This is a genomic window from Streptomyces sp. NBC_00310, from assembly GCF_036208085.1.
Taxonomy (GTDB): Bacteria; Actinomycetota; Actinomycetes; order Streptomycetales; family Streptomycetaceae; genus Streptomyces.
In genome coordinates, this window is sequence record NZ_CP130714.1 from 4377994 (window position 1) to 4402908 (window position 24915).

Below are 24915 nucleotides of genomic sequence, written 5' to 3' on the forward strand. Positions count from 1 at the left end.
ACCTCCGCGCTGGCGTGAAGTCGTGACAGTCGTGTCAGTCGTGACGTGCAGACGGGTTGCGGATTGCAGTTGGCGGGGTTGCGAAGGACGGGCGTGGGTGCAACAAGAGTTGTGCGGTCCGTTGAGCGTAAGGCGCAAAAGGGTGGGTCGCTCCTCCGCCAGGGGCCGTTGTGGGCGAACTCACCTGTGGTGTCACCGGTTCGGCTGGTGGTGGGGCCGTTGAGGCGCGCGTGAGCCGGGGTGAGGTGGCGTCAAAGGGCGCGTGAGCGTGCGACAGGGCGGGCGTGGCGTTGCGTGCGCCGGTACCGTCGTGGCCATGGACACGTCCTGGTGGTTGGCGCTCGCGGCGGTGGTGTTGCTGGCGCTCGTCGCGACGCTCGTCGACGGGTGGGGGCGGTCGCGGCGGCCGCCGCGACGGACGCGGCGGGCGAGTGGGCGGACCCGGCCGCCGGGGCGCCCCGAGCGGGTGCGGGGGTCTGTGCCGCGGCCCCGGCCCGCCGAGATCTGGTGGGCCGTCGTGCCCTTCGAGGACGGGCCCGGGGGCAAGGACCGGCCCTGTCTCGTGCTGGCCGTCCGGGGGGATCGGGCACGCGTGGCCAAGATCACCAGCAGGTACCGCGACGCGCGTGCCGGGGTGATCCCGCTGCCGCCGGGCACCGTCGGTGACACGCGAGGCCGACCCAGCTTCCTGGAGACGGGCGAGTTGCGGGAGGTGCCGGTCCGGGACTTCCGTCGTAAGGCGGGGGTGGCCGACCCGACCCTGTGGGACCAGGTCCGCCACCTGTCGAACTGACGGGGGCTTTTTCGCCCCCGCCGCCCCTACCCGTCCCTCGCCCAGGGGCTGCGCCCCTTCGACCCCCGGGTGCGGGTGGGTGGGGCTTCTCGCGCAGTTCCCCGCGCCCCTGAAAAGCAGGGGCCGTGTCCTTCAGGGGCGCGGGGAACTGCGCGAGCAACCACGACGCGCCCGCGCCCGGCGACGCACCCCTACGCCCAGAGCTGGCCCTGCAGTGTCTCGATGGCCTCTTCCGTCGTCGCTGCCGTGTAGACGCCCGTGGAGAGGTACTTCCAGCCGCCGTCGGCGACGACGAAGACGATGTCGGCCGGCTCGCCGGACTTCACGGCCTTGTTGCCGACGCCGATCGCGGCGTGCAGCGCGGCCCCGGTGGAGACGCCCGCGAAGATGCCCTCCTGCTGGAGCAGCTCGCGGGTGCGGGTGACCGCGTCGGCGGAGCCGACGGAGAAGCGGGTGGTGAGGACGGACGCGTCGTAGAGCTCGGGGACGAAGCCCTCGTCGAGGTTGCGGAGACCGTAGACGAGGTCGTCGTAGCGCGGCTCGGCAGCGACGATCTTGACGTCCGGCTTCTGTTCGCGCAGGTAGCGGCCCACACCCATCAGGGTGCCCGTGGTGCCGAGACCGGCGACGAAGTGGGTGATGGAGGGGAGGTCCGCGAGGATCTCGGGGCCCGTCGTCGCGTAGTGGGCGCCCGCGTTGTCGGGGTTGCCGTACTGGTAGAGCATCACCCAGTCGGGGTGCTCGGCGGAGAGTTCCTTGGCGACGCGTACGGCCGTGTTGGAGCCGCCGGCCGCCGGGGACGGGATGATCTCGGCGCCCCACATGCCGAGCAGGTCGCGCCGCTCCTGGGAGGTGTTCTCGGGCATGACGCACACGATGCGGTAGCCCTTGAGCTTGGCCGCCATGGCGAGGGAGATGCCCGTGTTGCCGGAGGTGGGTTCGAGGATCGTGCAGCCGGGGGTCAGACGGCCGTCCTTCTCCGCCTGTTCGATCATGTGCAGGGCGGGACGGTCCTTGACCGAACCCGTCGGGTTGCGGTCCTCCAGCTTGGCCCAGATGCGGACGTCGGCGGACGGCGACAGCCGCGGCAGGCGCACCAGAGGGGTGTTGCCCACCGCGGCCAGCGGGGAGTCGTAGCGCATGGGTGATCAGGCCATGCCGCCGGCGACCGCCGGCAGGATCGTCACGTTGTCGCCGTCGGACAGCTTGGTGTTGATGCCCTCCAGGAAACGGACGTCCTCGTCGTTCAGGTACACGTTGACGAAGCGGCGCAGCTCGCCGCCGTCCACGATGCGGGCGTGGATGCCCGTGTGACGGCTTTCGAGGTCGGTGAACAGGTCGGCGAGGGTGGCACCGGCTCCCTCCACCGCCTTCTGACCGTCGGTGTACTGGCGGAGGATGGTGGGGATGCGGACCTCGATGGCCATGATGTGCGGCTCCTGTCGGGAGTGGTCGGGTCGGAGAGCGCGCGGCAGCGCGAAGTGCGTGGTCACACGGGGTTGGCGCCGCGGCTCACGGCCGTACGGCGGCAGGGGTCGGCGTCAACAGATGGCGCTGGCAAGCCTGCACAGGTCGACGTGCAGCCGCGCCACGAGCAGTGCGCCCGGCGTCTTCTCGCTCACGTCGTCAAGAACCATGCGCTCATCGTATCGATTCCCGACCGGGGTCCCGGAGTGTGATCCCACATGCCGGACGAATTCGGTCCGGGGAGTGAGACGGCGCACCTCGGTGAGCCGTTCTGGGCGCGAGGTCGTCGAGGCCGACGACGGTCCAGTCGTCCGACACCCGGCATCCGACACCCGGCGCCCGGCACCCGTGCTCGCGCCGCACCTGGAGCGCGCCGGAGGCCATGCGGTCGGAGGCGACGAACACGGCGTCCGGGTCGGGGCAGCGGCCGAGGAGCGCGGCCACGGAGTCGAGAGCGTCTCCGTCGCGGGCTGCTGCTGTGTGCGCGAGGCGGTGTACGGACACCGTATCCGCGCGTTCCGCTCGCCGGCGGGGCTTCTCTGCGCACGAGTGCCGGCGTCGGCACCCGTCAGTACGGCACCCGTCAGTACGCCTCGACGATCTTCACCTCCTCCTCGGTCACCTCGCCCTCGACGATCCTGAAGGAGCGGAACTGGAACTCGCCGAGTCCGTCGGTGTCGGCGGTCGAGACGAGGACGTAGTGGGCGCCGGGTTCGTTGGCGTAGGAGATGTCGGTGCGGGAGGGGCGGGCCTCGGTGGCCGTGTGGGAGTGGTAGACGACCACGGGCTCCTCGTCGCGGTCGTCCATCTCGCGGTAGAGCTTGAGCAGGTCGCCCGAGTCGAACTCGTAGAACGTGGGCGACATGGCCGCGTTCAGCATCGGGATGAAGCGCTCGGGCCGGTCCGACCCCGCCGGTCCCGCGACGACGCCGCACGCCTCGTCGGGGTGGTCCTTGCGCGCGTGGGCGACGATCTGGTCGACGAGGGCCTGGGTGATGGTCAGCATGCTGGCCAGGATAAGCAAAGGGGCTGTTCCGTACCGGGGGGTGGTACGGAACAGCCCACATGCTGGGACTCGTGGGGTCAGCCGACCTTCTCGAACTCCGCATCACGGCGGTCGGTGACCTCCGGGTTGCGGGACTTCAGCACGGCCCAGCCGATGCCGAGGGCCACCGCCCAGCCGGCCATGACGTACAGGCAGACACGGGAGTCGGCGTCGTAGGCGATGAGGCCGGTGACGAAGAGCAGGAAGACGATGGCGACCCAGCTGCACTTCGCGCCGCCCGGGGCCGGGAAGGACGAGGCGGGCAGGCGGCCGGCGTCGACGCCGCGGCGGTAGAGGACGTGGCTGATCAGGATCATCAGCCAGGTCCAGATGCCGGCCGCGGTGGCGACGGAGACGACGTAGCCGAAGGCCTTCTCCGGGACGATGTAGTTCAGGATCACGCCGATGCCCATGAAGAGCACGGAGACGGTGATGCCGAACGCCGGGGTCTTCGTCGTCGACAGCCTGCTGAAGACCCGGGGGGCCTCGCCGTTGTCCGCGAGGGTGCGCAGCATGCGGCCGGTGGAGTACATGCCCGAGTTACAGGAGGACAGGGCCGCCGTCAGCACCACGAAGTTGACGATGGCGGCGCCCGCCGGGATGCCGATCTTGGCGAAGGCGGCGACGAAGGGGCTCACGCCGGGCGCGAACTCGGTCCACTTCACCACGCAGAGGATGACGGTGAGGGCGCCGACGTAGAAGAGCGCGATCCGCCAGGGCAGGGTGTTGATGGCCTTGGGGAGGGTCTTCTCCGGGTTCTCGGACTCACCGGCGGTGACGCCGACCAGCTCGACGGCGAGGTAGGCGAACATCACGCCCTGGAGGGTCATCAGGGAGGAGCCGACGCCCTTGGGGAAGAAGCCGTCGAAGGCCCAGAGGTTGGAGACGGCGGCGGTGTCGCCGGCGGCGCTGAAGCCGAAGGTGAGGACGCCGAGGCCGATCACGATCATGCCGAGCAGGGCGGTGACCTTGACCATCGAGAACCAGAACTCGATCTCGCCGAAGAGCTTCACCGAGATCAGGTTGGCGCCGAAGAGGACCACCAGGAAGACCAGGGCGGTCACCCAACGCGGGATCTCCGGCCACCAGTAGTTGACGTAGATCGCGGCGGCCGTGAGTTCGGCCATGCCGGTGACGACCCACATCAGCCAGTACGTCCAGCCGGTGAAGTAGCCGAAGAACGGGCCGAGGAACTCGCGGGAGTACTCCGCGAAGGAGCCGGAGACCGGGCGGTACAGGAGCAGCTCGCCGAGCGCCCGCATGATGAAGAAGATGATGACGCCGGCGAGGGCGTACATGAAGATCAGGCTGGGGCCGGCCTTGGCGATGTTCGCCCCGGCTCCCAGGAAGAGGCCGACGCCGATGGCGCCGCCGATCGCGATCATCTGGACCTGGCGGCTGCCGAGCCCGCGCTCGTACCCCTCTTCGGGGGTGTCGCCACGGACGGCCTCGTCGCCGTTCTTGTTGACCTGAGCGGAGGTCATGTGTTGTGCGCCTTTCTCCACGCTGGGCCGATCCGAGCCGTTCGTCGACCCGGGATCGGGTTCCGATCCCCCCGGATGTGATGGAGCAGTGCCTGGCCGGCGATGGCCGGCTCGGTGGCGCACCCGACGGGACAAGGGTGGTGTCCGTCGGGCGGTCGTGAAGATTTATCACGGCCGCAATAGTGATCCACTGGGCGTTCTGTGGCGCACGGCACAGGGAGAAGCGGACAAAGAACACCCGTGAGGGCATCCCTCACGGGTGCGGTGACACGATCGTTATCCGGATTTGAGTGTCCTCTGAGCGAACGCGGAGCGTCCGTGGAGAAGCCATGGAGCGAACGTGCCGCGGACGTGCCGCGGACGTGCGGCGGCCGTGGAGGGGCGGGAACCGCGGGGATCCGGCGTCAGGACATCAGCGTCGTGACGAGCGAGTCCTGCAGACCGCCCAGCCACAGATAGGCCATCACCATCGGCTTGCGCGGGTCCTCGTCCGGGAGGCGGTAGAGGAGGTCGGTGTCCTCCTCGTCGACGACGTCGAGCCGGGAGCCGATGGCCAGGCGCAGGTCGTTGAGGCAGCCGAGCCACTGCCGGGAGTCGTCCGCCGACAGCTTCAGTACGGCTCCGCCCTCACCGGTCGCCGCCAGCGCGTCCAGGGAGTGGATCACCACGAGGGCCTTCTCGCGCTTGCCGGCCCGCAGGTCGTTCTCGGTGAAGCGGCGGAACTCCGAGGAGTACGCCCGCTGCTCCTCCGCCTGCCGGGCCGTCGGGGTGCCCTCGGGGTCGCTGTAGGCGTCCGGGAACAGCCGGAGCAGGACGGGGTCCTTGGGCGGCTCGCTGGGGCCCTCGGCGAAGAGTTCGGCGAGCGGGTCGTCGCCGGAGTCCTCGGCCGGGCCCGGGCCGATCAGCTCCAGGAGCTGCACCGCCAGCGAGCGGATGATGGAGATCTCGACCTCGTCGAGTGCGACGGCCGCGCCGCCGCCGGGGAGCGATTCGAATTGTCCTGGCATCAGGTGCGTCGCTACTTCCGGTCCTGCTGGAGGGTGGCCCACAGACCGTAGCCGTGCATGGCCTGCACGTCGCGTTCCATCTCCTCGCGTGTTCCGCTGGAGACGACCGCGCGGCCCTTGTGGTGGACGTCGAGCATGAGCTTGGTGGCTTTGTCCTTCGAGTACCCGAAGTACGTCTGGAAGACATACGTCACATAGCTCATGAGGTTCACCGGATCGTTGTGGACGATCGTCACCCACGGAACGTCGGGTTCGGGTACGGCGAAGACCTCCTCCGCCGACTCGGTCTTCTCGATCTCCATGGGTGCGGCTGCCGTCACACGGCCCATGCTGCCACCACAGGGGGGTGTACGCACAAATGCGGCCCCGCGACCGGGCCCCGCGAAGAACGGATCGTCGAATGACCGCCCGGAAATCGTCAGACTGACGAGATGGGAGTACGATCCCTTGCCATGAACACAGCGGACCTTGGTTTGCCGGTTGACGTCCCCTCGACCGCGCTCTTCACGGACCACTACGAACTCACGATGCTGCAGGCCGCGTTGAAAGCGGGTACGGCCGAGCGGCGTTCGGTGTTCGAGGTCTTCACACGGCGGTTGCCGGAGGGACGGCGGTACGGCGTGGTCGCCGGCACCGGGCGGGTACTGGACGCGGTCGAGAACTTCCGTTTCGACCCGGGCGTCCTCGGCTTCCTGCGCGAGCGCTCCGTCATCGACGCGGAGACCCTCGACTGGCTCGCCGGCTACCGCTTCAGCGGGGACGTGTGGGGCTACCAGGAGGGCGAGGTGTACTTCCCGGGCTCGCCGATCATGCGGGTCGAGGGCACCTTCGCGGAGTGCGTCCTCCTGGAGACCGTGATCCTGTCCATCCTCAACCACGACTCGGCCATCGCGGCCGCCGCCTCCCGGATGTCGAGCGCCGCCGGAGGGCGCCCGCTGATCGAGATGGGCGCCCGGCGCACGCACGAGCTGGCCGCCGTGGCCGCCTCGCGCGCCGCGTACCTCGGCGGCTTCACCTCCACCTCGGACCTGGCCGCCGGCTTCCGCTACGGCATACCGACGGTCGGCACCAGCGCCCACGCCTTCACCCTGCTCCACGACCGCGAGCGGGACGCCTTCCAGGCGCAGGTGGACTCGCTGGGCCGGAACACCACCCTGCTCGTCGACACGTACGACGTCACCGAGGCCGTACGGACCGCCGTGGAGGTCGCCGGGCCCGAGCTCGGCGCCGTGCGCATCGACTCCGGTGACCTGCTCCTCGTCGCCCACCGGGTGCGGCAGCAGCTGGACGAGCTGGGCGCGACCGAGACGCGGATCATCGTGACCTCGGACCTCGACGAGTACGCCATCGCCTCGCTGGCGGCGGCGCCGGTGGACGCGTACGGCGTCGGCACGCAGCTGGTGACCGGGTCCGGGCACCCCACCTGCTCGATGGTCTACAAGCTCGTCGCCCGCGCGGAGTCCGCGGACCCCACGGAGCCGCTGGTGCCCGTGGCGAAGAAGTCCACCGGCGGGAAGACGTCCGTCGGGGGCCGCAAGTGGGCGGCCCGGCGGCTGGACGAGCACGGCGTCGCGGAGGCCGAGGTCGTCGGCACCGGGCCCGTCCCCGAAGAGCTCAAGGACCGGCAGCTCCTGGTCCGCCTGATCGAGGACGGCCGGGTGCTCTCCCGGGAGTCGCTGGACGTCGTACGCGAGCGGCACGCGGCCGCGCGGGCGAACCTGCCGCTGTCGGCGACGCAGCTGTCGCGCGGGGAAGCGGTCATTCCGACGGAGTACGTCTGAGCCGCCCGGGTACGTGCGGATACGTGCGGGGCAGCGGGCGGGAGCACGCCGGGGGCGGGCCGGAGTGAACATGCCCGGCGTGCTCTGCCGCGAGCCCCCCGAGCGCCCGCGTGTTCGGCCTGTGCTCCGGTCCGCGCATCGGGCGAGCGCCGGATGCCCCCTCCCGAACAGCTCTCGAAGTCTCTAGGCTCGGAAGTTCGTAGTTTCGAAGTCCAGCGTTTCGTGGCTCAGCGTCCCGCAGTGCAGCAGCTCGGCCGATCCCACCACACCCACACACCCCACACACCCGAGAACCGAAGAGTCGAAGGACACCGACACCATGCGCCGCGCCTTGATCGTCGTCGACGTGCAGAACGACTTCTGCGAGGGGGGCAGCCTCGCCGTGGCCGGCGGTGCCGATGTGGCCGCCGCCGTCACCGAGCTGATCGGCCAGGCGGCCGGCCCCGGCTACCAGCACGTGGTGGCCACCCGTGACCACCACATCGCACCCGGCGGCCACTTCTCCGACAACCCCGACTACGTCCACTCCTGGCCCGCCCACTGTGTCGCCGGCACGGAGGGGGTCGGGTTCCACCCCAACTTCGCCCCGGTGATCGCCTCCGGCGCGGTCGACGCCGTCTTCGACAAGGGGGCGTACTCCGCTGCCTACAGCGGTTTCGAGGGCGCCGACGAGAACGGCGTCACCCTCGCCGACTGGCTCCGCGCCCGCGACATCACCGAGATCGACGTCGTCGGCATCGCCACGGACCACTGCGTACGGGCCACCGCCCTGGACTCCGCGAGAGAGGGCTTCCGCACCCAGGTACTGCTGGACCTGACCGCCGGGGTGTCCGAGGAGACGACCGAGCGGGCCTTGGAGGAGCTACGGGAGGCGGGCGTGGAACTCTCGGGCAAGCCGGTGGTGTAGCCGCTGAAGCGGCAGGACGGGGCGCGGCATGGGCCGGCCCGGTGGCACCCGGTGAGCGCCGGTGAGCGAAGCCACGCCCTGGGCCGAGCCCCGGTGCCGGTTCACACCCGTACCGTCGGCCGTCGGAGCAGCGCCCTGATCGGGTGCCACAGCTCGGGGGTCGTGGAGGCCGGGCAGGCGGGTGAGGTGCGCCAGATGAGGCCGTCCGGGTGGTGGAGGACCGCGGTGATCTCGTCCGGGGTCGGGGGCGCCGCGTTGCCGCGGAGGTAGATCGCGCGCATGCCCAGGTTGCGGAGCCGGGTGAGAGCGCGGGCCCGGTTCGCGGCCAGGACGAGGACACGTACGGATCCGTCGCCCGGCACGGCCCCGGCCGGAACGCCGACCATGGGCCCGGCGGGCGCGCCGAACACGGCCTTGGGTGCCCCGGACACGGCGGGAGCGCCGATCGCGGTCCCGGCCCAGCTGACGGGCAGGGCCCCGACGGCCGCGGGCAGCGCCCCGGAGCCGCCCCCCGCCGCAGGCCCGGGCAGCGCCCCGGTGGCACCCCCGGACCCGGCGCCGGGCAGCGCGCTCCCCGTGCCCGTCGCCGTCGCCCCCGGCAGGTTCAGGGCGACGACGACATTGCCGTCCGGCAGTTTGCAGAAACCTCCTGCGGCCATGCAGGTCACACCCCCGTGAGCGTCAGTGTCAATAAGAAAACCACACCACGCACCTAAACACGTCCGGCCGCGACCCGCCAAGGGGGTCGCGGCCGAACATGCTCTGACCTGCGGAAATACCGCTTACTTCACTGCGGGACCCACCTGGACCGAGATCGTGGAGCCGTCCTTGGCCTCCTTGACGATCTTGATCTTGGTGTTGGTGTCAGTGATCTTGACACCGGCGAGCGGGCTCGCCTCGTCGTAGTAGGTGCTGGTCCGGTCGTTGAACGTCGACACGCCCTTCGACGACGGGATCTTGGTCAGGACATCCGCCTTGTGCAGCTTCAGACCGTCCGTGCGGTAGAGGCTGAACGGCGAGTCGTAGGACTGGATCCGGCTGCGCATCACCGTGCCGTCGGCCCACTTCAGCGCCGCCGGGTGCGAGTCGACCGGCAGGACCAGACCCGTGCCCGGGTGGACACTGGTGTTGTTGTCCGCCTGCGAGGTGTCCCACTTCCAGATCAACAGACCGTTCTGGTACGGGAAGTGCTCCACCCAGGACGGACGCGTCGTCGAGAAGCCGAAGTTGTACGGGCCGACCTTCAGGGTCTTGTCGTACGACACGTACTGACGGTTCTCGGCGATGTAGTACTGCGCGTAGTCGTCCGTGATCGACGCGCCGATGCGCGAGAAGCCCTTCGTGGTCCAGGCCGCGTCCGCGCTCTCCGCGTTGTCCGAGAAGAGGACGGAACCGTCGGCGGTCACCGCGATCGAGTCGGCCGCGAAGCCCTTGGGGGCCACACCGCCGTCCGTCTGGTAGCGGAAGCGGAGGTCGAACTTCTGGCCCGCGTAGGCGTCCAGGGAGTACGACAGCTTCTTGTACGCGGCGGAGGAACCGGTCAGCGCGGGCTTGTCGCTGGCGTCGCGCGGGATCGCCGCGCCGTCCACCGTGCCGTCGATCGGCGTCCAGTTGGCGCCGCCGTCGGTCGACACCTCGGTGTAGAGGTAGTCGTACTCGGCCTCGATGTCGTACCAGCCGTCGAGGGTGAGCGCGGCCGAGGCCTTGCCCGTGAGGTCCACCGAACGGGTCAGGGTGTTGGAGAGGTTGTCACCGCTGCCGCTCCACCACTGGCCGGCCCCCTGCGCCGGCTCGACGATCTCGGTGGTGACCTCCTTCTTCGGGAGTTCCACCACCAGGGCCTGCTTGTCCTTGGTGTTGTACTCCGCGACACCCAGCTTGTGCTTCGACTTCGTCGCGGCCTTCGCCGTGTCGTAGTCGAGCCAGCCGAGCTGCAGCTTGTCCCAGGCGGTCATGTCGCCGGGCAGGTCGCCGATGGCTTCCTTGCCGGTGCCGAGCCAGGAACCGGAGGACATCAGGGTCCAGAAACCGGTGGAGTTGTCACCGCCCTGGGTGTCGTAGTGGTCCGGCAGACCGAGGTCGTGGCCGTACTCGTGGGCGAAGACACCGAGTCCGCCGTTCTCGGGCTGGATGGTGTAGTCGCCGACCCAGATGCCGGTGTCACCGATCTTGGCGCCGCCGAGCTTGTTGCCGTCGGGGCCCGTGGCGCCCGCGTCGGAGCCGAACGCGTACCAGCGGTGGGCCCAGATGGCGTCCTCGCCCTGCGCGCCGCCACCCGCGGACTCGTCCTCACCGGCGTGCACGATCTGGAAGTGGTCGATGTAGCCGTCGGACTCGTTGAAGTCGCCGTCGCCGTCGAAGTCGTAGCGGTCCCACTGGTCGAACTCGGCCACGTCCGCCTTGATCTCGGCGTCGGTGCGCCCCGCTGCCTTCTGCTGGGCGACCCAGGACGTCAGACCGTCGCTGACCACGTTCCACACGCTGGAGCAGGTGGACTGGCCGCAGGCGTTGTTGCCGTAGCGGGCCTCGTTGTAGGGGACCTTGACCCAGTCCGAGACCTCGCCCTCGATCGAGTAGCGGCCCGAGGACTGCTTCTCGTAGTACTTCTTCATCGACTCGGTCTTCTTGCCGGTGCCGAAGTACAGGTCCTGGAAGTGCGCCTGGTTGTAGTCCGCCTGCCAGGCCGTGGAGTTGTCCTGGGCGCGGTCCGGCTCGGCTATCTGGTTGTGCGCCGGGCCCGCGGTGCCGCCGTAGCGGCTGTCGACCTGGTCGCCGAACTCGACGAGGATCGTGAAGATCTTGTCGGTCTTCTCGCGGCCGAGCTCGACGTACTTGCTCTTGCCCTTCTTGCTCTTCAGCTGCACGACCTGCGAGCCGTCACGGTCCTTGACCGTGGCGTCGCCGGATATGACCTGCTGCAGGGCCTCCTCGCGCTGGGCCTCCTGAGTCTTGCTCAGGGGGCCTTCGAGGTCGTGGTCGGCGTGCTCCCGGTCCGCCGGGTCGTGCCGGTCCACGGACGCCGCCGGTGCGGTGTCCGCGGCCTGCGCCACCGTGAGGGCCGACATGGTCGCCGCCGTGGCGACCGCGACGCCGATCGCCGCCGCTCTGAACATCCAGGGTCTACTGGTCACTTGAGGTCCTCCCCCGCGCCCGTTCGCGCGGAAGGGGATGGCCCTGTGTGGAGGAGTCCGCGCGCGGTATACGCGTGTAGTCAAGTGACGCCATTCGACCGGAGTTTCGAGAGAAAAAATAGATCTTGACTTGGACAGGTCAAGTGCATTATCGGCGTCTACGGGAAGCGCTTGTTCGTTATGCGGACGTTACGTGCATCGCCCACACACCTCTCGAACCGGCGCGCATACGCGTCCACTTGCCGGACCCCATGAATCCGTGCGCCCCCTGTGCACCCGGCACCGTGTGTCAGGTCACGCTTACCTGTCGTTCCACTCGGGCACCCTGGCGAATAGAGTCGATTGGCGGAGCGCCGGAGGTCGGCAGAAGCCAAGCCGACTGCACGGCTTCACCTTTGATTCGTATCCGCAACCTCCCCTTCATCGAGAGAGGCACGGGGAGACCCCACCCGAGGACACGATTGCCATGCCTCGTCCGACGACCGCACAGCTCGCCTACGGCTCCTGCACCGTGATCTTGTCCACCCTCGCCATGCTGCTGCTGTCACAGACGAGTTCCGGCGCGGGCATCGCGGTGATCGCCCTCTCCGCCCTGGCCCTCGGCCTGCTCGTCGCACTGACCGTGCCGCTGCCCAAGCCCGCGCCCGGCGCCGCCACGCGCCGCCCCGGGGTGTCCGTCGCCGCGCCGGCCCCCGCCCGTGCCCCGGCCCCGGCGGCCGTGCGGTCCGAGGCGGTACGGGAGCCGGTGCACGAGCCGACGGGGTCCTGAACCGGCACGCGGTGACAGCTCGCTGAAACGCGTCGGCGGGCCCGTGGATCATCGATCCCGGACCCGCCGTTGTCGTGCGACCGCGCGCTCAAGCCGTACTGACCACCACCGTCTTCGCGGCCTTGTCGTGCAGACCCTGCTTGTAGGGCTTGTCGAAGAAGCTCCAGCCGCCCGCGATCGCCGTCCAGACGCAGGCGCAGCAGAAGGCGAAGGGGATCCACAGCACGGCCGCGCGGATCAGCGCGGTCTGCATGGAGGGCGTGGACCCGTCGTTGAGGTTCGCCACCCGCAGCTTCATCAGCTTCTTGCCGAGGGTCTGGCCGTTCTTGACGCCGAAGTACGTGTCGTACGCGATGTAGAGGATCGCGGCCAGCGCCTCCTGGGCGAGGGACCTGCCGAACTCCCAGTCGTCCGAGTCCACCGTGTACTGGCCGATCCTGAACGCCCACGCCAGCAGCCCCACCACGATCCCCACCAGGATCATGTCCATGATCCGCGCCAGCACCCGCTTCCCGCTGTCGGCGAGCGGCGGCATGCCCGAGAGCGGATCGTTCGGGTACGGCCCACCGCCATAGGGGTCGCCGCCGTAGGGACCGCCGCCGTAGGGGGGCGGCTGGCCGCCGTACGGCGGTTCCTGCCCGCCCCCGTACGGCGGCGGTTGCCCGGGCGGCGGGTCGTACGGGGAGCCGCCGCCCCGGCCCGGCGGGGGCTGCTGCTTCTTGAACGGGTCGTCGTCCGGGGACTGACCGGAGCCGAAGGGCGGCGGTTCGGTACTCATGGCCCGAGTCGACCGCGAACCCCCAGGCTCCGCATCCGGCACGGGGCCGTCCGGGGTACGCGGTTCCCCCGCGCCCCCGTCCGGCCCACGCGGCCCCTGCCGCTACTCGCCCGCCGCCACTTGCCCGCCGCTACTTGCCCGCCACGAACGTGTGCGCCGTCTTGTCGTGCCAGCACTGGCGCCACGGCCTGTCCCACACGCACCACAGGACGCCGATCACACCGATGCCGAGCAGCCCGGAGACGGTGTGGACGAGCCAGCGGCGCAGCGAGCGCCCGAACGACGGGGGCTCGTGGCCCTCGATGTCCCGGACCTCGATGCCGAACAGCTTCTTGCCGAGGGTGCGGCCCCACCTGGCGGTGGGCAGCACCTCGTAGAGGGCGCTGACGAGGAACAGGACGCCCAGGATGATGCCCAGGTAGACGGAGGTCGTGCCGTCGACCAGCCAGACGGTGACCTTCTCGCCGGAGAGCTTGGCCGCGTCGATCTTCTCGTCGATGTGGTCCATCGCCTTGGTGCCGAACGGCACGGCCGCCCCGGCCGTGACGGCGCCGACGACCAGGCTGTCCACGAGCCGGGCGCCCAGCCGTCTGCCGAGCCCCGCGGGCCGGGACTCCGCCTGCCGTCGCGCGGCGGCCTGGAAGGGGTCCTCCACCACCGGCTTCCACGGCGCGACCGGCTGCTCCCCCTCGCCCCCGGCGAGGCGGTGCACCTGCTGCGCCCAGGAGGGCTGCCCGCCGCCGGTGCCGACGGCCATCGGGGCCTCGGCCGACTGCCGGGCGGCGGCCTGCTGGGGCACGTCCGGCGCGGGCTGGGCGGCCTGCGGGGTGGGCGCCGCCGGTGAGGTCGGCGGGGCCTGCTGGGGGAACGCGCCGCCGAACTGGGGCTGCTGCGGCTCCGGTTGCCGTGGGGCCGGGGCGGTCCCGCCCACAGGCAGGCCCGCCTGCGGGCCCTGCTGCGGAGCCATCGGACCCTGCGGAGGCTGCGGACCCTGCTGGGGGCCGGACGGTGCCGTCGCGGGCGAGGAGGACTGCGGGGCGAGGCCCAGGGCCTGCTGCGCGGCGATCTGGGCGGGGGTCAGGGGACCGCCGAAGACGCCGGGCGCCGCGGGCGCGGCCCCGTCCGGCTGCCCCGCGCGCGCGGAGGGGCGGAACGTCATCGTCCCGTCCGTCCGCAGGGGTTCCGCGCCCTCGCCGGCCGGGGGCCGCCCGGACGTGTCGGGACGGCGGAACACCACCGTGCCCGGTGAGGCCCCGGCGTCCCCGTCGGCCTCCGCCGGAGGGATCGTCGCCGTACCGTCCGTGCTCGCCGTGGGCCCGGAGTCACCGGGGTCGCCGTCCGCTTCGGCCGCGAGGGAGAGGCGGGGGTCGGCGCCGGGGGCGGAACCCCACGACACCCGGCGGTCCTTGTCGCCGCCGAAACCGGTCTGGCGGGAGCGGTCGGCGCCCCACGCGGAGGCCGGCTCGGGGCGGGAGCCGTGCAGGGCGCTGTCGGAGGACGAGCGGCCCGACTCGCCGTCGGGCGCGGGGTCCTCGTCGAAGAAGTGCGGGCCCGTCTCCTCCACCGTGCCGGCCGAGCCGGAGCCGGGCGGCGGGGCGAGCGGCGTGCCGTCGGAGGGCGCCGGACGGCTCGTACCCGGCACCCAGGCCGCGCCGTTCCAGTACCGGACATATCCAGGAATGGACGGGTCCGGGTAATACCCTTCACGGGGCCTGTCGTCACCGGGGGCCGGGGTTGGGGCACTCATGTCCGTCGTCCCGTATCTGCTCGTGGGTTTGGTGGAGGGCATACACATCTACCAGACGCCGGCAAGTCCCATGACCGCTGCCGCCGGACCCGCCCCATTCGCGCACGGATCTGCTACGGGCCCAGAGGGCCCGCGGCGGCGGAAGCCGGTCGGTGAACCCGCCGGAAAAAAGTTTCGCGAACCCGCGTAATGCTTCGGGGCCCACGCCCCTCTCACTCGTACGGGCCCGCCCACGGGGCCCCTCCACGAGAGAGGAACGATCACCATGCGGCACACCGTAGTGGAGCGCGAGCTGGAGCTCGGACTCGTCCTGTCGCCCGAGCGCAGCATCCCCGTGCCGGCCAAGCTCGGCTACCGCACCGACGACCCCTACGCCGTCCACATCACCTTCCACGTCAACTCCGACCGCCCGGTCCACTGGACGTTCGCGCGGGAGCTGCTCGTCGAGGGGGTGTTCCGGCCGTGCGGGCGCGGGGACGTGCGGGTGTGGCCGACGAAGGTGTCGGGCCGCAGCGTCGTGCTGATGGCGCTCAGCTCGCCGGACGGGGACGCGCTGCTCGAAGCGCCGGCCGCCGCCGTGTCGGCCTGGCTGGAGCGGACCCTGCGGGTGGTGCCGCCGGGCTCGGAGTTCGACATGCTGCGCATCGACGACGGCCTGGCCGAACTCCTCGCCCAGTGAGGCGGGTGCGTCAGAACCGAGGGAATCGGCACCGAGGGGGTCAGAACAGCTTGCCCGGGTTGAGGATGCCCAGCGGGTCGAAGGCGGACTTCACCGCCCGCTGCATCTCCATGCCCACCGGGCCGAGCTCCCGCGCCAGCCACTCCTTCTTGAGGATGCCCACGCCGTGCTCGCCGGTGATCGTGCCGCCGAGTTCCAGGCCGAGGGCCATGATCTCGTCGAAGGACTCGCGGGCGCGCCGGGACTCTTCGGGGTCCGCCGCGTCGAAGCAGACGGTGGGGTGCGTGTTGCCGTCGCCGGCGTGTGCGCAGACCCCGATGGTCAGGTCGTACTTCTGGGCGACGCGCTCCACGCCCTCGATCAGCTCGCCGAGCTTCGAGCGCGGCACGCACACGTCGTCGATCATCGTCGTGCCCTTCACCGCCTCCAGCGCGGTGAGCGACAACCGCCGTGCCTGGAGCAGCAGTTCGGACTCCGCCGCGTCGTCCGCGGGGACGACCTGGGTGGCGCCCGCGGCCTCGCACAGTTCGCCCACCGCGGCGAGGTCGGCGGCCGGGTCCGGGGTGTCGAAGGCGGCCAGCAGCAGCGCCTCCGTGGTCTCCGGGAGTCCCATGTGGGCCAGGTCGTTGACGGCCTTCACGGTCGTACGGTCCATGAGTTCGAGCAGTGACGGGACGTGCCCGCCGGCCATGATCCGGCACACCGCGTCGCAGGCGGCGGCCGCCGACGCGAACTCGGCCGCCAGCACGAGCTGCTGGGGCGGCTGCGGCTTGAGGGCGAGGGTCGCGCGGACGACGATGCCGAGCGAGCCCTCCGAGCCGACGAAGAGCCGCGTGAGGTCGTAGCCGGCGACGCCCTTCGCGGTGCGCCTGCCGGTGGACATCAGCCGGCCGTCGGCGAGCACGACGTCCAGGCCGAGGACGTACTCGGCGGTCACCCCGTACTTCACACAGCACAGGCCGCCGGAGGCCGTGCCGATGTTGCCGCCGATCGTGCACATCTCCCAGCTGGAGGGGTCCGGCGGGTAGCAGAGGCCGTGCTCGTTGACCGCGCGGGAGAGGGTCGCGTTGATGACGCCGGGCTCGACGACGGCGATGCGGTCGACGGGGTTGATCTCGAGGATCCGGTCCATTTTCGTCAGGGACAGCACGACGCAGCCCTCGGAGGCGTTGGCGCCGCCGGACAGGCCCGTGCGGGCGCCCTGCGGGACCACGGGGACGCGCAGTTCCGTGGCGACGCGCATGACGTGCTGCACCTGTTCGACGGTCCGGGGCAGCACGACGACCGCCGGGACACCCGCCTCGCAGAAGCTCGCCATGTCGTTCGCGTACGAGGCGGTGACGTCCGGATCGACGTGGACCGCCTCCGGTGGCAGGCCGCTCAGCAGACGGTCGACGAGGTTGCCGGTCGTCTCGTCACTCGGGGCTTGGATACGGCTCATGATCACAGGTTCGCACTCACGGCCATCGGTGTGAACCCGTCGGCGCGAGCGTTCGGGTGCGGGATGTGGTCGTCGTATTGACGCACAGTGAGCGGCATGTCTGTGGAGAACGAGGAGCGGGCGGCCCGGCGGTGGGGGCAGGGGCGGGGGGTGGCCTGGGCGGTCGTCGGGTGTCTTGTGCTCGGGGGTGTGCTGATGGTGGTGCCGCCGGACGGGGGCGACGGGGACGGTGGCGGCGGAGACGGCGGCGGCGGGCGTGCGGCCCGGGTGGTGGGTGCGGCCGGGCCCGAGGGGCGGGCCCGGGCCGTGATGACGGCCGGGGCGCCCGCCGCGTTGCCCGCGGTGGCCTCGGTCGTCCGGGAACGTGAGGCCCGGGTGCGGGACCGTCCGCGTGATCACACCTCGTGGGCCGTGCTCGGCGTGGCGTACACCGAGCGGGCCCGCCGTACCGGCGCCTTCGCCGACTACCCGAAGGCCGAAAACGCCCTGCGCACCTCGCTGCGCCTGCGGCCGACCGGCAACGTGGACGCCCTCGAAGGCCTCGCCGCGCTCGCGAACGCCCGCCGCGACTTCCGGGCGGCGAAACACTGGGGCGAGGAGGCCGTACGGGTGGCGCCGGAGCGCTGGACCTCGTACGCCCTGCTCATCGACGCGTACGACGGGCTCGGCCGGTACAAGGCGGCCCGCGCGGCCCTGGGCAGGCTGCTCACCCTGAACTCCGGGCCGGCGGCGCGGGCGCGGGCCGCGCAGGTCTACTGGGACCAGGGGGCACGCGAGGACGCGGCCACCACGATCGCCGATGCGGCGGCTTCGGAGACGACGCCCGTGGGGCCGTCGGCCGCGGCCGCCGCGTGGTGGGTGCGGGCCGGGGAGCTGGCCTGGGAGCGGGGGGAGGCGGCGCAGTCGTTGCGGTACTGCGAAGCCGCCGGGAGCGAGCCGGAGGCCGATGCGTGCCGGGGGCGGGCGCTGGCCGCGCTGGGGCGGACGGCGCAGGGGGTGCGGGCGTACCGGGTGGCCCTGTCACGGCGGCCGTCGGCCCAGGTAGCGCTGCGGCTGGGCGAGTTGTACGCGTCGCTGGGGCGGGCCGGGGAGGCGCGGAAGCAGTACGGCGTGGTGCGCACGCTGGTGGCGCGGGCCGCCGGGGCCGGGGTGAACGAGTCGCTCGTCCTCGGGGCGCTGGAGGCGGACCACGGGGATCCGGAGGTGGCCGTGCGGGTGCTCCGGGCCGAGTGGGAACGGCAGCCGGGTCTGCGGGTGGCGGACGCGCTGGCGTGGGCGCTGCACCGGGCCGGGAAGGACGAGGAGGCGCTGGGGTTCGCGCGGCGGGCGACGGACCGGGCGCGGGGTGGGGAGGTGCGGAGTGCGGCGTACGCCTGTCACCGGGGGGTGATCGAGCGGGCGTTGGGCCTGGCGGCCCCGGCCCGGCGGCATCTTGCCGAGGCGCGGCGTCTCAATCCGTACTTCTCGGTGGGTGGGGGGCGGCGGTTCGCGTGAGGGGGTGGGGGTGCCTGTGCGTTGGCGGGTGCGGGTCCGGTGGGGGCTGGTCGCGCAGTTCCCCGCGCCCCTGAAAAGCAGGGGCTGCGCCCCGTGCTTTTCACCCCGGCGCCCCGTCGCCTTCCAGGCCCACCGGCCGGTCGCCTTCCAGACCCACCGGCCCGTCGCCTTCCAGACCCACCGCCCGGTCGCCTTCCAGACCCACCGGCCCGTCGTCTTCCAGGCCCGCAGGGGCCTGGTCTTTCAGGGGCGCGGGGAACTGCGCGAGCGACCACGAACCATCCGCGGTCGCCCGAGCGCAGTCACCCCCGGGCTGTGAGGCGCCCGGTCACAGATTGCCGCGCTTCTCCTGCTCCCTCTCGATCGCCTCGAACAGCGCCTTGAAGTTGCCCTTGCCGAAGCCCATGGACCCGTGCCGTTCGATGATCTCGAAGAAGACCGTCGGCCGGTCCTGGACCGGCTTGGTGAAGATCTGGAGCAGGTACCCGTCCTCGTCCCGGTCGGCGAGGATCTTGAGTTCGCGGAGGGTGTCGACGGGGACACGGGTGTCGCCGACCCACTCCCCCAGCGTGTCGTAGTACGAGTCGGGGGTGTTGAGGAACTGCACCCCGGCCGCGCGCATCGTCCGTACCGTGCGCACGATGTCGTTCGTGTTGAGCGCGATGTGCTGGACGCCCGCGCCGCCGTAGAACTCCAGGTACTCGTCGATCTGGGACTTCTTCTTGGCGATGGCGGGCTCGTTGATGGGGAACTTGACCTTCAGGGTGCCGTCCGCCACGACCTTCGACATCAGCGCGCTGTACTCGGTGGCGATGTCGTCGCCCACGAACTCCTTCATGTTCGTGAAGCCCATGACCCGGTTGTAGAACTCCACCCACTCGTTCATGCGCCCGAGCTCGACGTTGCCGACGCAGTGGTCGATGGCCTGGAAGGTGCGGTGGGCGGGCGGCTCGACGAGGGGGTCGGCGGCGACGTAGCCGGGGAGGTACGGGCCGTCGTAGCCGGTGCGCTCGACGAGGGTGTGCCGGGTCGTGCCGTAGGTGGCGATCGAGGCGAGGACGACCGTGCCGTGCTCGTCCTTCACCTCGTACGGCTCGGCGACGGAACGGGCGCCGTGCTCGATGGCGTAGGCGTACGCGCGGCGGGCGTCCGGGACCTCGATGGCGAGGTCGACGACGCCGTCGCCGTGCTCGGCCACGTGCTCGGCGAGGAAGTGCCCCCAGGTGGTGGCGGGTTTGACGACGGAGGTGAGGACGAAACGGGCCGAGCCGTTCTCCAGGACGTAGCTCGCCGTCTCGCGGCTGCCGGTCTCGGGGCCGGCGTAGGCGACGAGGCGCATGCCGAACGCGGTGGAGTAGTAGTGGGCGGCCTGCTTGGCGTTGCCCACGGCGAAGACGACGGCGTCCATTCCCTTCACCGGGAAGGGGTCCGCCTGCCGTGCGGTGTCGGGGATGTCGCGTGTGTGCGCGGAAGTGGCTGCCATGGCCGCAGACTCCACCCGCCTCCACAAGGTGCGCAACAGTTCGTGATTCTGCTGGACAATCTGCCCAGTGGAGAATCCATCCTCCAACTGGTTCTGTACAGGGTGACCATCCCGGGAGGTCTCATGGCGATCGATCATCTGGACGGGCGGCTGATCGTCCTGCTCGCGCGGGAGCCGCGGATCGGGGTGCTGGAGATGTCACGACGGCTGGGGGTCGCGCGGGGCACGGTGCAGGCCCGGCTCGACCGGCTTCAGTCGAATGGAGTCATCCGCGGGTTCGGTCCCCAGGTGGACCCGGCCGCGCTCGGGTACCCGGTCACGGCGTTCGCGACGCTGCAGATCAGGCAGGGGCAAGGGGCCGACGTGCGGGCGCACTTGGCGACCGTGCCGGAGGTGCTGGAGCTGCACACGACGACCGGCAGCGGGGACATGCTGTGCCGGCTGGTGGCCCGTTCGAACGCCGATCTCCAGCGGGTGATCGACCGGGTCGTCGGTTTTGATGGCATCGTCCGGGCCGCCACGGCGATCGTCATGGAGAACCCCGTTCCGTTGCGGATCATCCCGCTGGTGGAGCAGGCGTCGCTCCACGAGTGAACCGACGGGGCCCGGGAGACGACGACCTAGCCGAGCCTGGGGGTGCGTGCCGGTGAGCTTCTGGGAGTACGTCGGCAGCTATCGCGAGAAGCTGCTGTTCGACGCGTATCAAACGGCCGGCGCGGTGTTCCAGTGCATGGTCGTGGCCACGGCCGTCGGCGTGCTGATCGGGGTCGTCACCTACCGGCGGGAGTGGGCCGCCGGGCTCGCCACGACCACCACCGCCACCCTCCTGACCATCCCCTCCCTCGCCATGATCGGTCTGCTGGTCCCGGTGGTGGGGCTGGGCGTGGCCCCGACGGTGATCGCGCTGACGCTGTACGGGCTGCTGCCGGTCGTACGGAACACGATCGTGGGCCTGCGCGGGGTCGATCCGGCGCTGGTGGACGCGGCGAAGGGCATCGGGATGTCCCGGTCCCTGCGGCTGCTGCGGGTCGAACTGCCGCTCGCCTGGCCGCCGATTCTCACCGGGATCCGGGTCTCCACACAGATGCTGATGGGCATCGCCGCGATCGCCGCGTACGCCTCCGGGCCGGGCCTGGGCAACGAGATCTTCCGCGGTGTCGCCTCGCTGGGCAGCGCGAACGCGCTCAACCAGGTGCTCGCCGGCACGCTCGGCATCGTCGTCCTCGCACTATTGTTCGACGCCGCGTATGTGCTGATCGGGCGGCTGACGATTCCGAGGGGGATCCGTGGCTGACAGCGGCACGACGGGGGCCACCATCGAGTTGGTCGACCTCGGCAAGCGGTATCCGGGCAGTCGTCAGCCCTCCGTCGACGGCGTCACCCTGCGGATCGACGCGGGCGAGACCGTCGTGCTCGTCGGGCCGTCGGGGTGCGGCAAGTCGACGACGCTCAAGATGATCAACAGGTTGATCGAGCCGTCCAGCGGTTCCATCCGGATCAATGGTGAGGACGTCACCGGTATCGATCCGGTCAGGCTGCGGCGCAGGGTGGGCTACGCGATCCAGTCGTCCGGTCTCTTCCCGCACATGACCGTCGCCCAGAACATCTCGCTCGTGCCGAGGATGGTCGGCTGGTCGGCGTCCCGGGTCAGGGCGCGGGTGGCGGAGATGCTGGACCTGGTGGGGCTCGACCCGGGCGAGTTCCGCGACCGGTATCCGCGTCAGCTCTCCGGCGGTCAGCAGCAACGGGTGGGCGTGGCACGGGCGTTGGCTGCCGATCCGCCCGTCCTGCTGATGGACGAGCCGTTCGGGGCGGTGGACCCGATCACCCGCGACCACCTCCAGGACGAGCTGCTCCGGCTCCAGCGCGAGCTGCACAAGACGATCGTGTTCGTCACCCATGACGTCGACGAGGCGATCAAGCTCGGCGACCGGATCGCGATCCTGCGGGAGCGGTCGCACATCGCGCAGTTCGACACCCCGCAGGCGATCCTCGCCGGCCCGGCGGACGACTTCGTCTCCGGTTTCGTGGGCGAGGGCGCCGCCCTGAGGCGGCTCGGCCTGACGCGCGTACGGGACGTCGAGGTGACCGACTGTCCGACGGCCGACGTGGGCGATCCGCCGCAACGGATCGTCGAGCGGCTGCGGGCGAGCGGCACCGGCGAGGTGCTGCTCCTCGACGAGCGCGGACGGCCGTGCCGTTGGCTGCGGCGCGGGGACCTGACGCGCGCCGCGGGGTCGCCGGCGCGGGCCGGGACCCCGGTCCACAGGACCGTCACCGGCGACGCCACCCTGCGGGACGCCCTGGAGGCCGTGCTCACCGACAGCGCGGGGCGCGTCGCCGTCACCGGCCCGCACGGACAGTACACCGGCGTCCTGGACACGGAGACCCTGCTCCACTCCGTCCGCGGGCTGCTGGCGGCGGACCGGCTGGACGCACCGGAACACCGGCACGGGCTGGAGGACACCCTGGCCCGACAGGCGCCCGCCGAGCAGGAGGTCGACAGAGAAAAGGGGGCGCTATGACGGCTGCCGAGACGGGCTCCACGGCTGGCGCGGGTCCCACGGCTGGGGCGCGCTCCACGACTGGGGCGGGCCCCACGACCGGGACGCCCTCCACAACAGAGATGGGTTCCGCGACCGGGACGCCCTCCACAACTGGGGCGCGCTCCCCTACCGGGACGCCCTCCACAACAGAGATGGGTTCCGCGACCGGAACGGGCTCCACGACTGGAGCGGGCTCCCCGAGCGGGGCAGGCTCCACCACCGAGATGGGCACCGCAACCGGAACGGGCTCCACGAGCGGGGCAGGCTCCCCGACCGGAACGGGCTCCCCGACCGGAACGGGCTCCCCGACCGGAGCAGGCTCCCCGACCGGGACGCCCTCCACGACCGAGATGGGCTCCCCGACCGGGGCAGATCTCACGACCAGGGCGACCACCGGCGCCGATACGGGAGCCGCCGCCGATACCGGAGCCGCCGCCGAAGTGAGATCCGCGATCAAGGCCACCGCCACCGACACGACCACCGCCACCCCCGCCGAGGCAGGCTCGGCGATCACCGCGGATGGCGTCTCCGGGCCGGGCGACACGCCCGCGTCGGCCGACACGCCCGCGTCGGCCGGGCCGTCCGCGCCGGGTTCGGCGCCTCCCGTCGACGAGACCCCGCCGCCGGACAGGCCGCCCGCCCCCAGGGTGACCTGGCAGAAGCTGACGTTCCTGCCCTCCGTCCTCGTGGTCGTCCTCCTCGCCACCTGGATCTGGTTCCAGCAGGCCGAGCTGGACGCGATCTCCGTGAACGCGCTGTCGAACGGGCAGGTGGGGCAGGCCCTGTGGCAGCACATCCAGCTGACCGCGATCTCCACTTTCTTCGTGCTGATCATCGCGATCCCACTGGGCGTCCTGCTGACCAGGCAAGCGTGCCGGAGGGCCACCCCGGTGGCCCTGACCGTCGCCAACATGGGCCAGGCCACCCCGGCCATCGGCCTGCTCGCCCTGCTGGTGATCTGGCTCGGCATCGGCCGGAGGGCGGCCCTGATCGGCATGATCGTCTACGCCGTCCTGCCCGTCCTCGCCAACACGATCGCCGGTCTGAAGGCGAACGACCCGACCCTCCTCGAAGCCGCCCGGGGCATCGGCATGTCCCCGGCGGAGGTGCTCACCCGTGTCGAACTCCCCCTGGCCGTACCGCTGATCCTCGCGGGCGTTCGCACGGCTCTCGTCCTGAACGTGGGCACGGCGACCCTCGCCACCTTCGGCGGAGGCGGCGGCCTCGGCGTACTGATCACGACCGGCATCACCACCCAGCGCATGCCCGTCCTCGTGCTCGGCTCGATCCTCACGGTCACCCTGGCCCTGCTGGTCGACTGGCTCGCCTCGCTGGCCGAACTGGCGCTCCGGCCACGGGGGCTGGAGGCGGCTTCATGAGCCGGCGTGCGCCCCTGCTGCTGGGGAGTCTGCTGGTGGCCGGCTGCGGGCTGACCAGCGGTTCCCCGATGACCGACGACGTCCAGCCGGGCTCGGTCGGCCGGGGCCGACCGCTGGAGGGCGCCGACCTGACCGTCACCTCCAAGGACTTCACCGAGAACCTGATCCTCGGCGCCGTCATGGGCATCGCCTTCCAGGCGGCCGGCGCGGAGGTGCTCGACCGCACCGGCATCCAGGGGTCGTTCGGCGCCCGGGAGGCGGTGCGGAGCGGGGACGCGGACGCCATGTACGAGTACACGGGCACCGCCTGGATCACCTACCAGGGCAACAGCACCCCCCTCACCGACCCGCGCCGACAGTGGGAGGAGGTGCGTGACGCCGACCTGAAGAACGGCCTGACCTGGCTGCCGCCCTCCGCGCTCGACAACACGTACGCCCTCGCCCTGAACCGCGCCAACTCCAAGGCGTACGGCACGAAGACCCTCTCCGACGTGGCCGTGCTGGCGGCGAAGGAGCCCGAGGCCGTCACCCTGTGCGTGGAGAGCGAGTTCGCCCACCGCGCGGACGGGCTGCCCGGCATGCAGAAGGCGTACGGGATGAGCCTGCCCACCGGGAACATCACGCAGATGGACAGCGGGATCATCTACACCCAGGCGGCCAAGGGGAGCTGCCTGTTCGGGGAGGTCTACACGACCGACGGGCGCATCGCGTCGATGAAGCTCGCGGTGATGGCCGACGACCGGAGGTTCTTCCCCCACTACAACGCGGCCCCCGAGATCAACTCCGCGACGCTGAAGGAGTGGCCGGAGATCGCCGACGTCCTCGCGCCCATCACGAAGAAGCTGAACAACGACGTGGCGCGCGAGCTGAACGCCAGGGTGGACGTGGACGGGGAGGATCCGCACCGGGTGGCGTTGGAGTGGATGGTGGCGGAGGGGTTCGTACGGGAGGGGTGACCCCCGGGCTACTCCGTACGGCTCCATC

General features: G+C 71.1%; 24 protein-coding genes. 11 read left to right on the forward strand and 13 right to left on the reverse strand.

Translation table 11 applies throughout. The features are described 5' to 3' along the window. Nucleotides 1–316: 316 nt before the first annotated feature. Complete coding sequence (locus OG202_RS19185) at nt 317–793, forward strand: type II toxin-antitoxin system PemK/MazF family toxin (RefSeq protein WP_326582471.1); 477 nt, start codon at nt 317–319, stop codon at nt 791–793. A gap of 191 nt (nt 794–984) precedes the next feature. On the opposite strand, the gene OG202_RS19190 is transcribed toward OG202_RS19185, so the two are convergent. From OG202_RS19190 to clpS, 7 genes are all read right to left on the reverse strand, one after another. Beyond that, nucleotides 985–1935 carry a PLP-dependent cysteine synthase family protein gene (locus OG202_RS19190; RefSeq protein WP_326582470.1) on the reverse strand — a complete coding sequence of 317 codons (951 nt, stop codon included), beginning with the start codon at nt 1933–1935 and terminating at the stop codon, nt 985–987. A 6-nt stretch (nt 1936–1941) separates the two neighbouring features. Next, nucleotides 1942–2220 carry a MoaD/ThiS family protein gene (locus OG202_RS19195; RefSeq protein WP_028797012.1) on the reverse strand — a complete coding sequence of 93 codons (279 nt, stop codon included), beginning with the start codon at nt 2218–2220 and terminating at the stop codon, nt 1942–1944. A gap of 114 nt (nt 2221–2334) precedes the next feature. Next, nucleotides 2335–2430 (reverse strand): putative leader peptide, encoded by a 96-nt coding sequence (locus tag OG202_RS19200; RefSeq protein WP_309474684.1) that lies wholly within the window; start codon nt 2428–2430, stop codon nt 2335–2337. Between the two features lie 413 nt (nt 2431–2843). Then, complete coding sequence (locus OG202_RS19210; RefSeq protein ID WP_326582469.1) at nt 2844–3266, reverse strand: M67 family metallopeptidase; 423 nt, start codon at nt 3264–3266, stop codon at nt 2844–2846. A gap of 77 nt (nt 3267–3343) precedes the next feature. Next, the gene (locus OG202_RS19215; protein WP_327729491.1) at nt 3344–4789 is read right to left on the reverse strand and encodes an amino acid permease; all 1446 of its coding nucleotides are present in this window, start codon (nt 4787–4789) and stop codon (nt 3344–3346) included. A 404-nt stretch (nt 4790–5193) separates the two neighbouring features. After that, on the reverse strand, nt 5194–5796 hold the full coding sequence (locus OG202_RS19220; protein WP_326582467.1) for a DUF2017 domain-containing protein: 603 nt from the start codon (nt 5794–5796) through the stop codon (nt 5194–5196). A gap of 11 nt (nt 5797–5807) precedes the next feature. Then, nucleotides 5808–6125, reverse strand: a complete 318-nt coding sequence (gene clpS, locus OG202_RS19225) for an ATP-dependent Clp protease adapter ClpS (protein WP_326582466.1) — start codon at nt 6123–6125, stop codon at nt 5808–5810. Between the two features lie 123 nt (nt 6126–6248). Between clpS and OG202_RS19230 the strand changes: the two genes are divergently transcribed. Both OG202_RS19230 and OG202_RS19235 read left to right on the forward strand, forming a co-directional pair. Continuing rightward, a complete protein-coding gene (locus OG202_RS19230) occupies nt 6249–7577 on the forward strand; it encodes a nicotinate phosphoribosyltransferase (RefSeq protein WP_328223196.1) in 1329 nt (442 codons plus the stop codon). A 319-nt stretch (nt 7578–7896) separates the two neighbouring features. Further along, nucleotides 7897–8484, forward strand: a complete 588-nt coding sequence (locus tag OG202_RS19235) for an isochorismatase family protein (protein WP_326582464.1) — start codon at nt 7897–7899, stop codon at nt 8482–8484. 101 nt (nt 8485–8585) lie between these two features. On the opposite strand, the gene OG202_RS19240 is transcribed toward OG202_RS19235, so the two are convergent. Together OG202_RS19240 and OG202_RS19245 are read right to left on the reverse strand one after the other, a co-directional pair. Continuing rightward, on the reverse strand, nt 8586–8870 hold the full coding sequence (locus OG202_RS19240) for a hypothetical protein (RefSeq protein WP_326585804.1): 285 nt from the start codon (nt 8868–8870) through the stop codon (nt 8586–8588). Nucleotides 8871–9266: 396 nt separating this feature from the next. Then, complete coding sequence (locus OG202_RS19245) at nt 9267–11615, reverse strand: immune inhibitor A domain-containing protein (protein ID WP_327729489.1); 2349 nt, start codon at nt 11613–11615, stop codon at nt 9267–9269. 466 nt (nt 11616–12081) lie between these two features. On the opposite strand from OG202_RS19245, the gene OG202_RS19250 reads away from it, so the two are divergent. Then, nucleotides 12082–12384: a hypothetical protein gene (locus OG202_RS19250; RefSeq protein ID WP_326582462.1), complete on the forward strand. Its 303-nt coding sequence runs from the start codon at nt 12082–12084 to the stop codon at nt 12382–12384. 88 nt (nt 12385–12472) lie between these two features. Here OG202_RS19250 and OG202_RS19255 read toward each other — a convergent pair whose 3' ends face one another. Together OG202_RS19255 and OG202_RS19260 are read right to left on the reverse strand one after the other, a co-directional pair. Continuing rightward, nucleotides 12473–13162 carry an RDD family protein gene (locus OG202_RS19255; RefSeq protein WP_327729488.1) on the reverse strand — a complete coding sequence of 230 codons (690 nt, stop codon included), beginning with the start codon at nt 13160–13162 and terminating at the stop codon, nt 12473–12475. Nucleotides 13163–13292: 130 nt separating this feature from the next. Then, entirely contained in the window at nt 13293–14909 is a 1617-nt protein-coding gene (locus tag OG202_RS19260; RefSeq protein WP_328223197.1) for an RDD family protein, read from the reverse strand. 265 nt (nt 14910–15174) lie between these two features. Here OG202_RS19260 and OG202_RS19265 point away from each other — a divergent pair, with 265 nt between their 5' ends. Beyond that, nucleotides 15175–15588: an SsgA family sporulation/cell division regulator gene (locus tag OG202_RS19265; RefSeq protein WP_326582459.1), complete on the forward strand. Its 414-nt coding sequence runs from the start codon at nt 15175–15177 to the stop codon at nt 15586–15588. Nucleotides 15589–15628: 40 nt separating this feature from the next. On the opposite strand, the gene OG202_RS19270 is transcribed toward OG202_RS19265, so the two are convergent. Next, nucleotides 15629–17035, reverse strand: a complete 1407-nt coding sequence (locus OG202_RS19270) for an FAD-binding oxidoreductase (protein ID WP_327729486.1) — start codon at nt 17033–17035, stop codon at nt 15629–15631. A 90-nt stretch (nt 17036–17125) separates the two neighbouring features. On the opposite strand from OG202_RS19270, the gene OG202_RS19275 reads away from it, so the two are divergent. Next, nucleotides 17126–18523 (forward strand): tetratricopeptide repeat protein, encoded by a 1398-nt coding sequence (locus OG202_RS19275; RefSeq protein ID WP_328223198.1) that lies wholly within the window; start codon nt 17126–17128, stop codon nt 18521–18523. A gap of 328 nt (nt 18524–18851) precedes the next feature. Here the strand turns inward: OG202_RS19275 and hppD are convergent, their stop codons facing one another. Next, nucleotides 18852–20006: a 4-hydroxyphenylpyruvate dioxygenase gene (hppD, locus tag OG202_RS19280; protein ID WP_326582455.1), complete on the reverse strand. Its 1155-nt coding sequence runs from the start codon at nt 20004–20006 to the stop codon at nt 18852–18854. A gap of 123 nt (nt 20007–20129) precedes the next feature. On the opposite strand from hppD, the gene OG202_RS19285 reads away from it, so the two are divergent. The 5 genes from OG202_RS19285 (at nt 20130) to OG202_RS19305 (ending at nt 24887) form a co-directional block, all read left to right on the forward strand. Beyond that, nucleotides 20130–20600 carry an Lrp/AsnC family transcriptional regulator gene (locus OG202_RS19285; RefSeq protein WP_326582454.1) on the forward strand — a complete coding sequence of 157 codons (471 nt, stop codon included), beginning with the start codon at nt 20130–20132 and terminating at the stop codon, nt 20598–20600. A 52-nt stretch (nt 20601–20652) separates the two neighbouring features. Beyond that, nucleotides 20653–21300, forward strand: coding sequence for an ABC transporter permease (locus tag OG202_RS19290; RefSeq protein ID WP_326582453.1), 648 nt, complete (start codon nt 20653–20655; stop codon nt 21298–21300). Next, nucleotides 21293–22531: an ABC transporter ATP-binding protein gene (locus tag OG202_RS19295; RefSeq protein ID WP_327729482.1), complete on the forward strand. Its 1239-nt coding sequence runs from the start codon at nt 21293–21295 to the stop codon at nt 22529–22531. Before OG202_RS19290 ends, OG202_RS19295 begins: the two co-directional genes overlap by 8 nt. A 530-nt stretch (nt 22532–23061) precedes the next feature. Beyond that, on the forward strand, nt 23062–23931 hold the full coding sequence (locus tag OG202_RS19300; RefSeq protein ID WP_405896037.1) for an ABC transporter permease: 870 nt from the start codon (nt 23062–23064) through the stop codon (nt 23929–23931). Then, nucleotides 23928–24887, forward strand: a complete 960-nt coding sequence (locus tag OG202_RS19305; RefSeq protein ID WP_328223200.1) for a glycine betaine ABC transporter substrate-binding protein — start codon at nt 23928–23930, stop codon at nt 24885–24887. The genes OG202_RS19300 and OG202_RS19305 overlap by 4 nt, the downstream gene beginning before the upstream one ends. The last annotated feature ends 28 nt before the right edge of the window (nt 24888–24915 follow it).

Excerpts from the sequence above, each read along its gene's own strand:
- OG202_RS19265 (WP_326582459.1), top strand. The coding sequence starts at position 15,175 with ATGCGGCACACCGTAGTGGAGCGCGAGCTGGAGCTCGGACTCGTCCTG.
- OG202_RS19190 (WP_326582470.1), bottom strand. The coding sequence starts at position 1,935 with ATGCGCTACGACTCCCCGCTGGCCGCGGTGGGCAACACCCCTCTGGTG.
- OG202_RS19255 (WP_327729488.1), bottom strand. The coding sequence starts at position 13,162 with ATGAGTACCGAACCGCCGCCCTTCGGCTCCGGTCAGTCCCCGGACGAC.
- OG202_RS19260 (WP_328223197.1), bottom strand. The coding sequence starts at position 14,909 with ATGAGTGCCCCAACCCCGGCCCCCGGTGACGACAGGCCCCGTGAAGGG.
- OG202_RS19240 (WP_326585804.1), bottom strand. The coding sequence starts at position 8,870 with ATGGTCGGCGTTCCGGCCGGGGCCGTGCCGGGCGACGGATCCGTACGT.
- OG202_RS19185 (WP_326582471.1), top strand. The coding sequence starts at position 317 with ATGGACACGTCCTGGTGGTTGGCGCTCGCGGCGGTGGTGTTGCTGGCG.
- OG202_RS19210 (WP_326582469.1), bottom strand. The coding sequence starts at position 3,266 with ATGCTGACCATCACCCAGGCCCTCGTCGACCAGATCGTCGCCCACGCG.
- OG202_RS19250 (WP_326582462.1), top strand. The coding sequence starts at position 12,082 with ATGCCTCGTCCGACGACCGCACAGCTCGCCTACGGCTCCTGCACCGTG.
- OG202_RS19215 (WP_327729491.1), bottom strand. The coding sequence starts at position 4,789 with ATGACCTCCGCTCAGGTCAACAAGAACGGCGACGAGGCCGTCCGTGGC.
- OG202_RS19285 (WP_326582454.1), top strand. The coding sequence starts at position 20,130 with ATGGCGATCGATCATCTGGACGGGCGGCTGATCGTCCTGCTCGCGCGG.
- OG202_RS19275 (WP_328223198.1), top strand. The coding sequence starts at position 17,126 with ATGTCTGTGGAGAACGAGGAGCGGGCGGCCCGGCGGTGGGGGCAGGGG.
- OG202_RS19200 (WP_309474684.1), bottom strand. The coding sequence starts at position 2,430 with ATGGTTCTTGACGACGTGAGCGAGAAGACGCCGGGCGCACTGCTCGTG.
- clpS (WP_326582466.1), bottom strand. The coding sequence starts at position 6,125 with ATGGGCCGTGTGACGGCAGCCGCACCCATGGAGATCGAGAAGACCGAG.
- OG202_RS19235 (WP_326582464.1), top strand. The coding sequence starts at position 7,897 with ATGCGCCGCGCCTTGATCGTCGTCGACGTGCAGAACGACTTCTGCGAG.
- hppD (WP_326582455.1), bottom strand. The coding sequence starts at position 20,006 with ATGGCAGCCACTTCCGCGCACACACGCGACATCCCCGACACCGCACGG.
- OG202_RS19230 (WP_328223196.1), top strand. The coding sequence starts at position 6,249 with ATGAACACAGCGGACCTTGGTTTGCCGGTTGACGTCCCCTCGACCGCG.
- OG202_RS19195 (WP_028797012.1), bottom strand. The coding sequence starts at position 2,220 with ATGGCCATCGAGGTCCGCATCCCCACCATCCTCCGCCAGTACACCGAC.
- OG202_RS19305 (WP_328223200.1), top strand. The coding sequence starts at position 23,928 with ATGAGCCGGCGTGCGCCCCTGCTGCTGGGGAGTCTGCTGGTGGCCGGC.
- OG202_RS19220 (WP_326582467.1), bottom strand. The coding sequence starts at position 5,796 with ATGCCAGGACAATTCGAATCGCTCCCCGGCGGCGGCGCGGCCGTCGCA.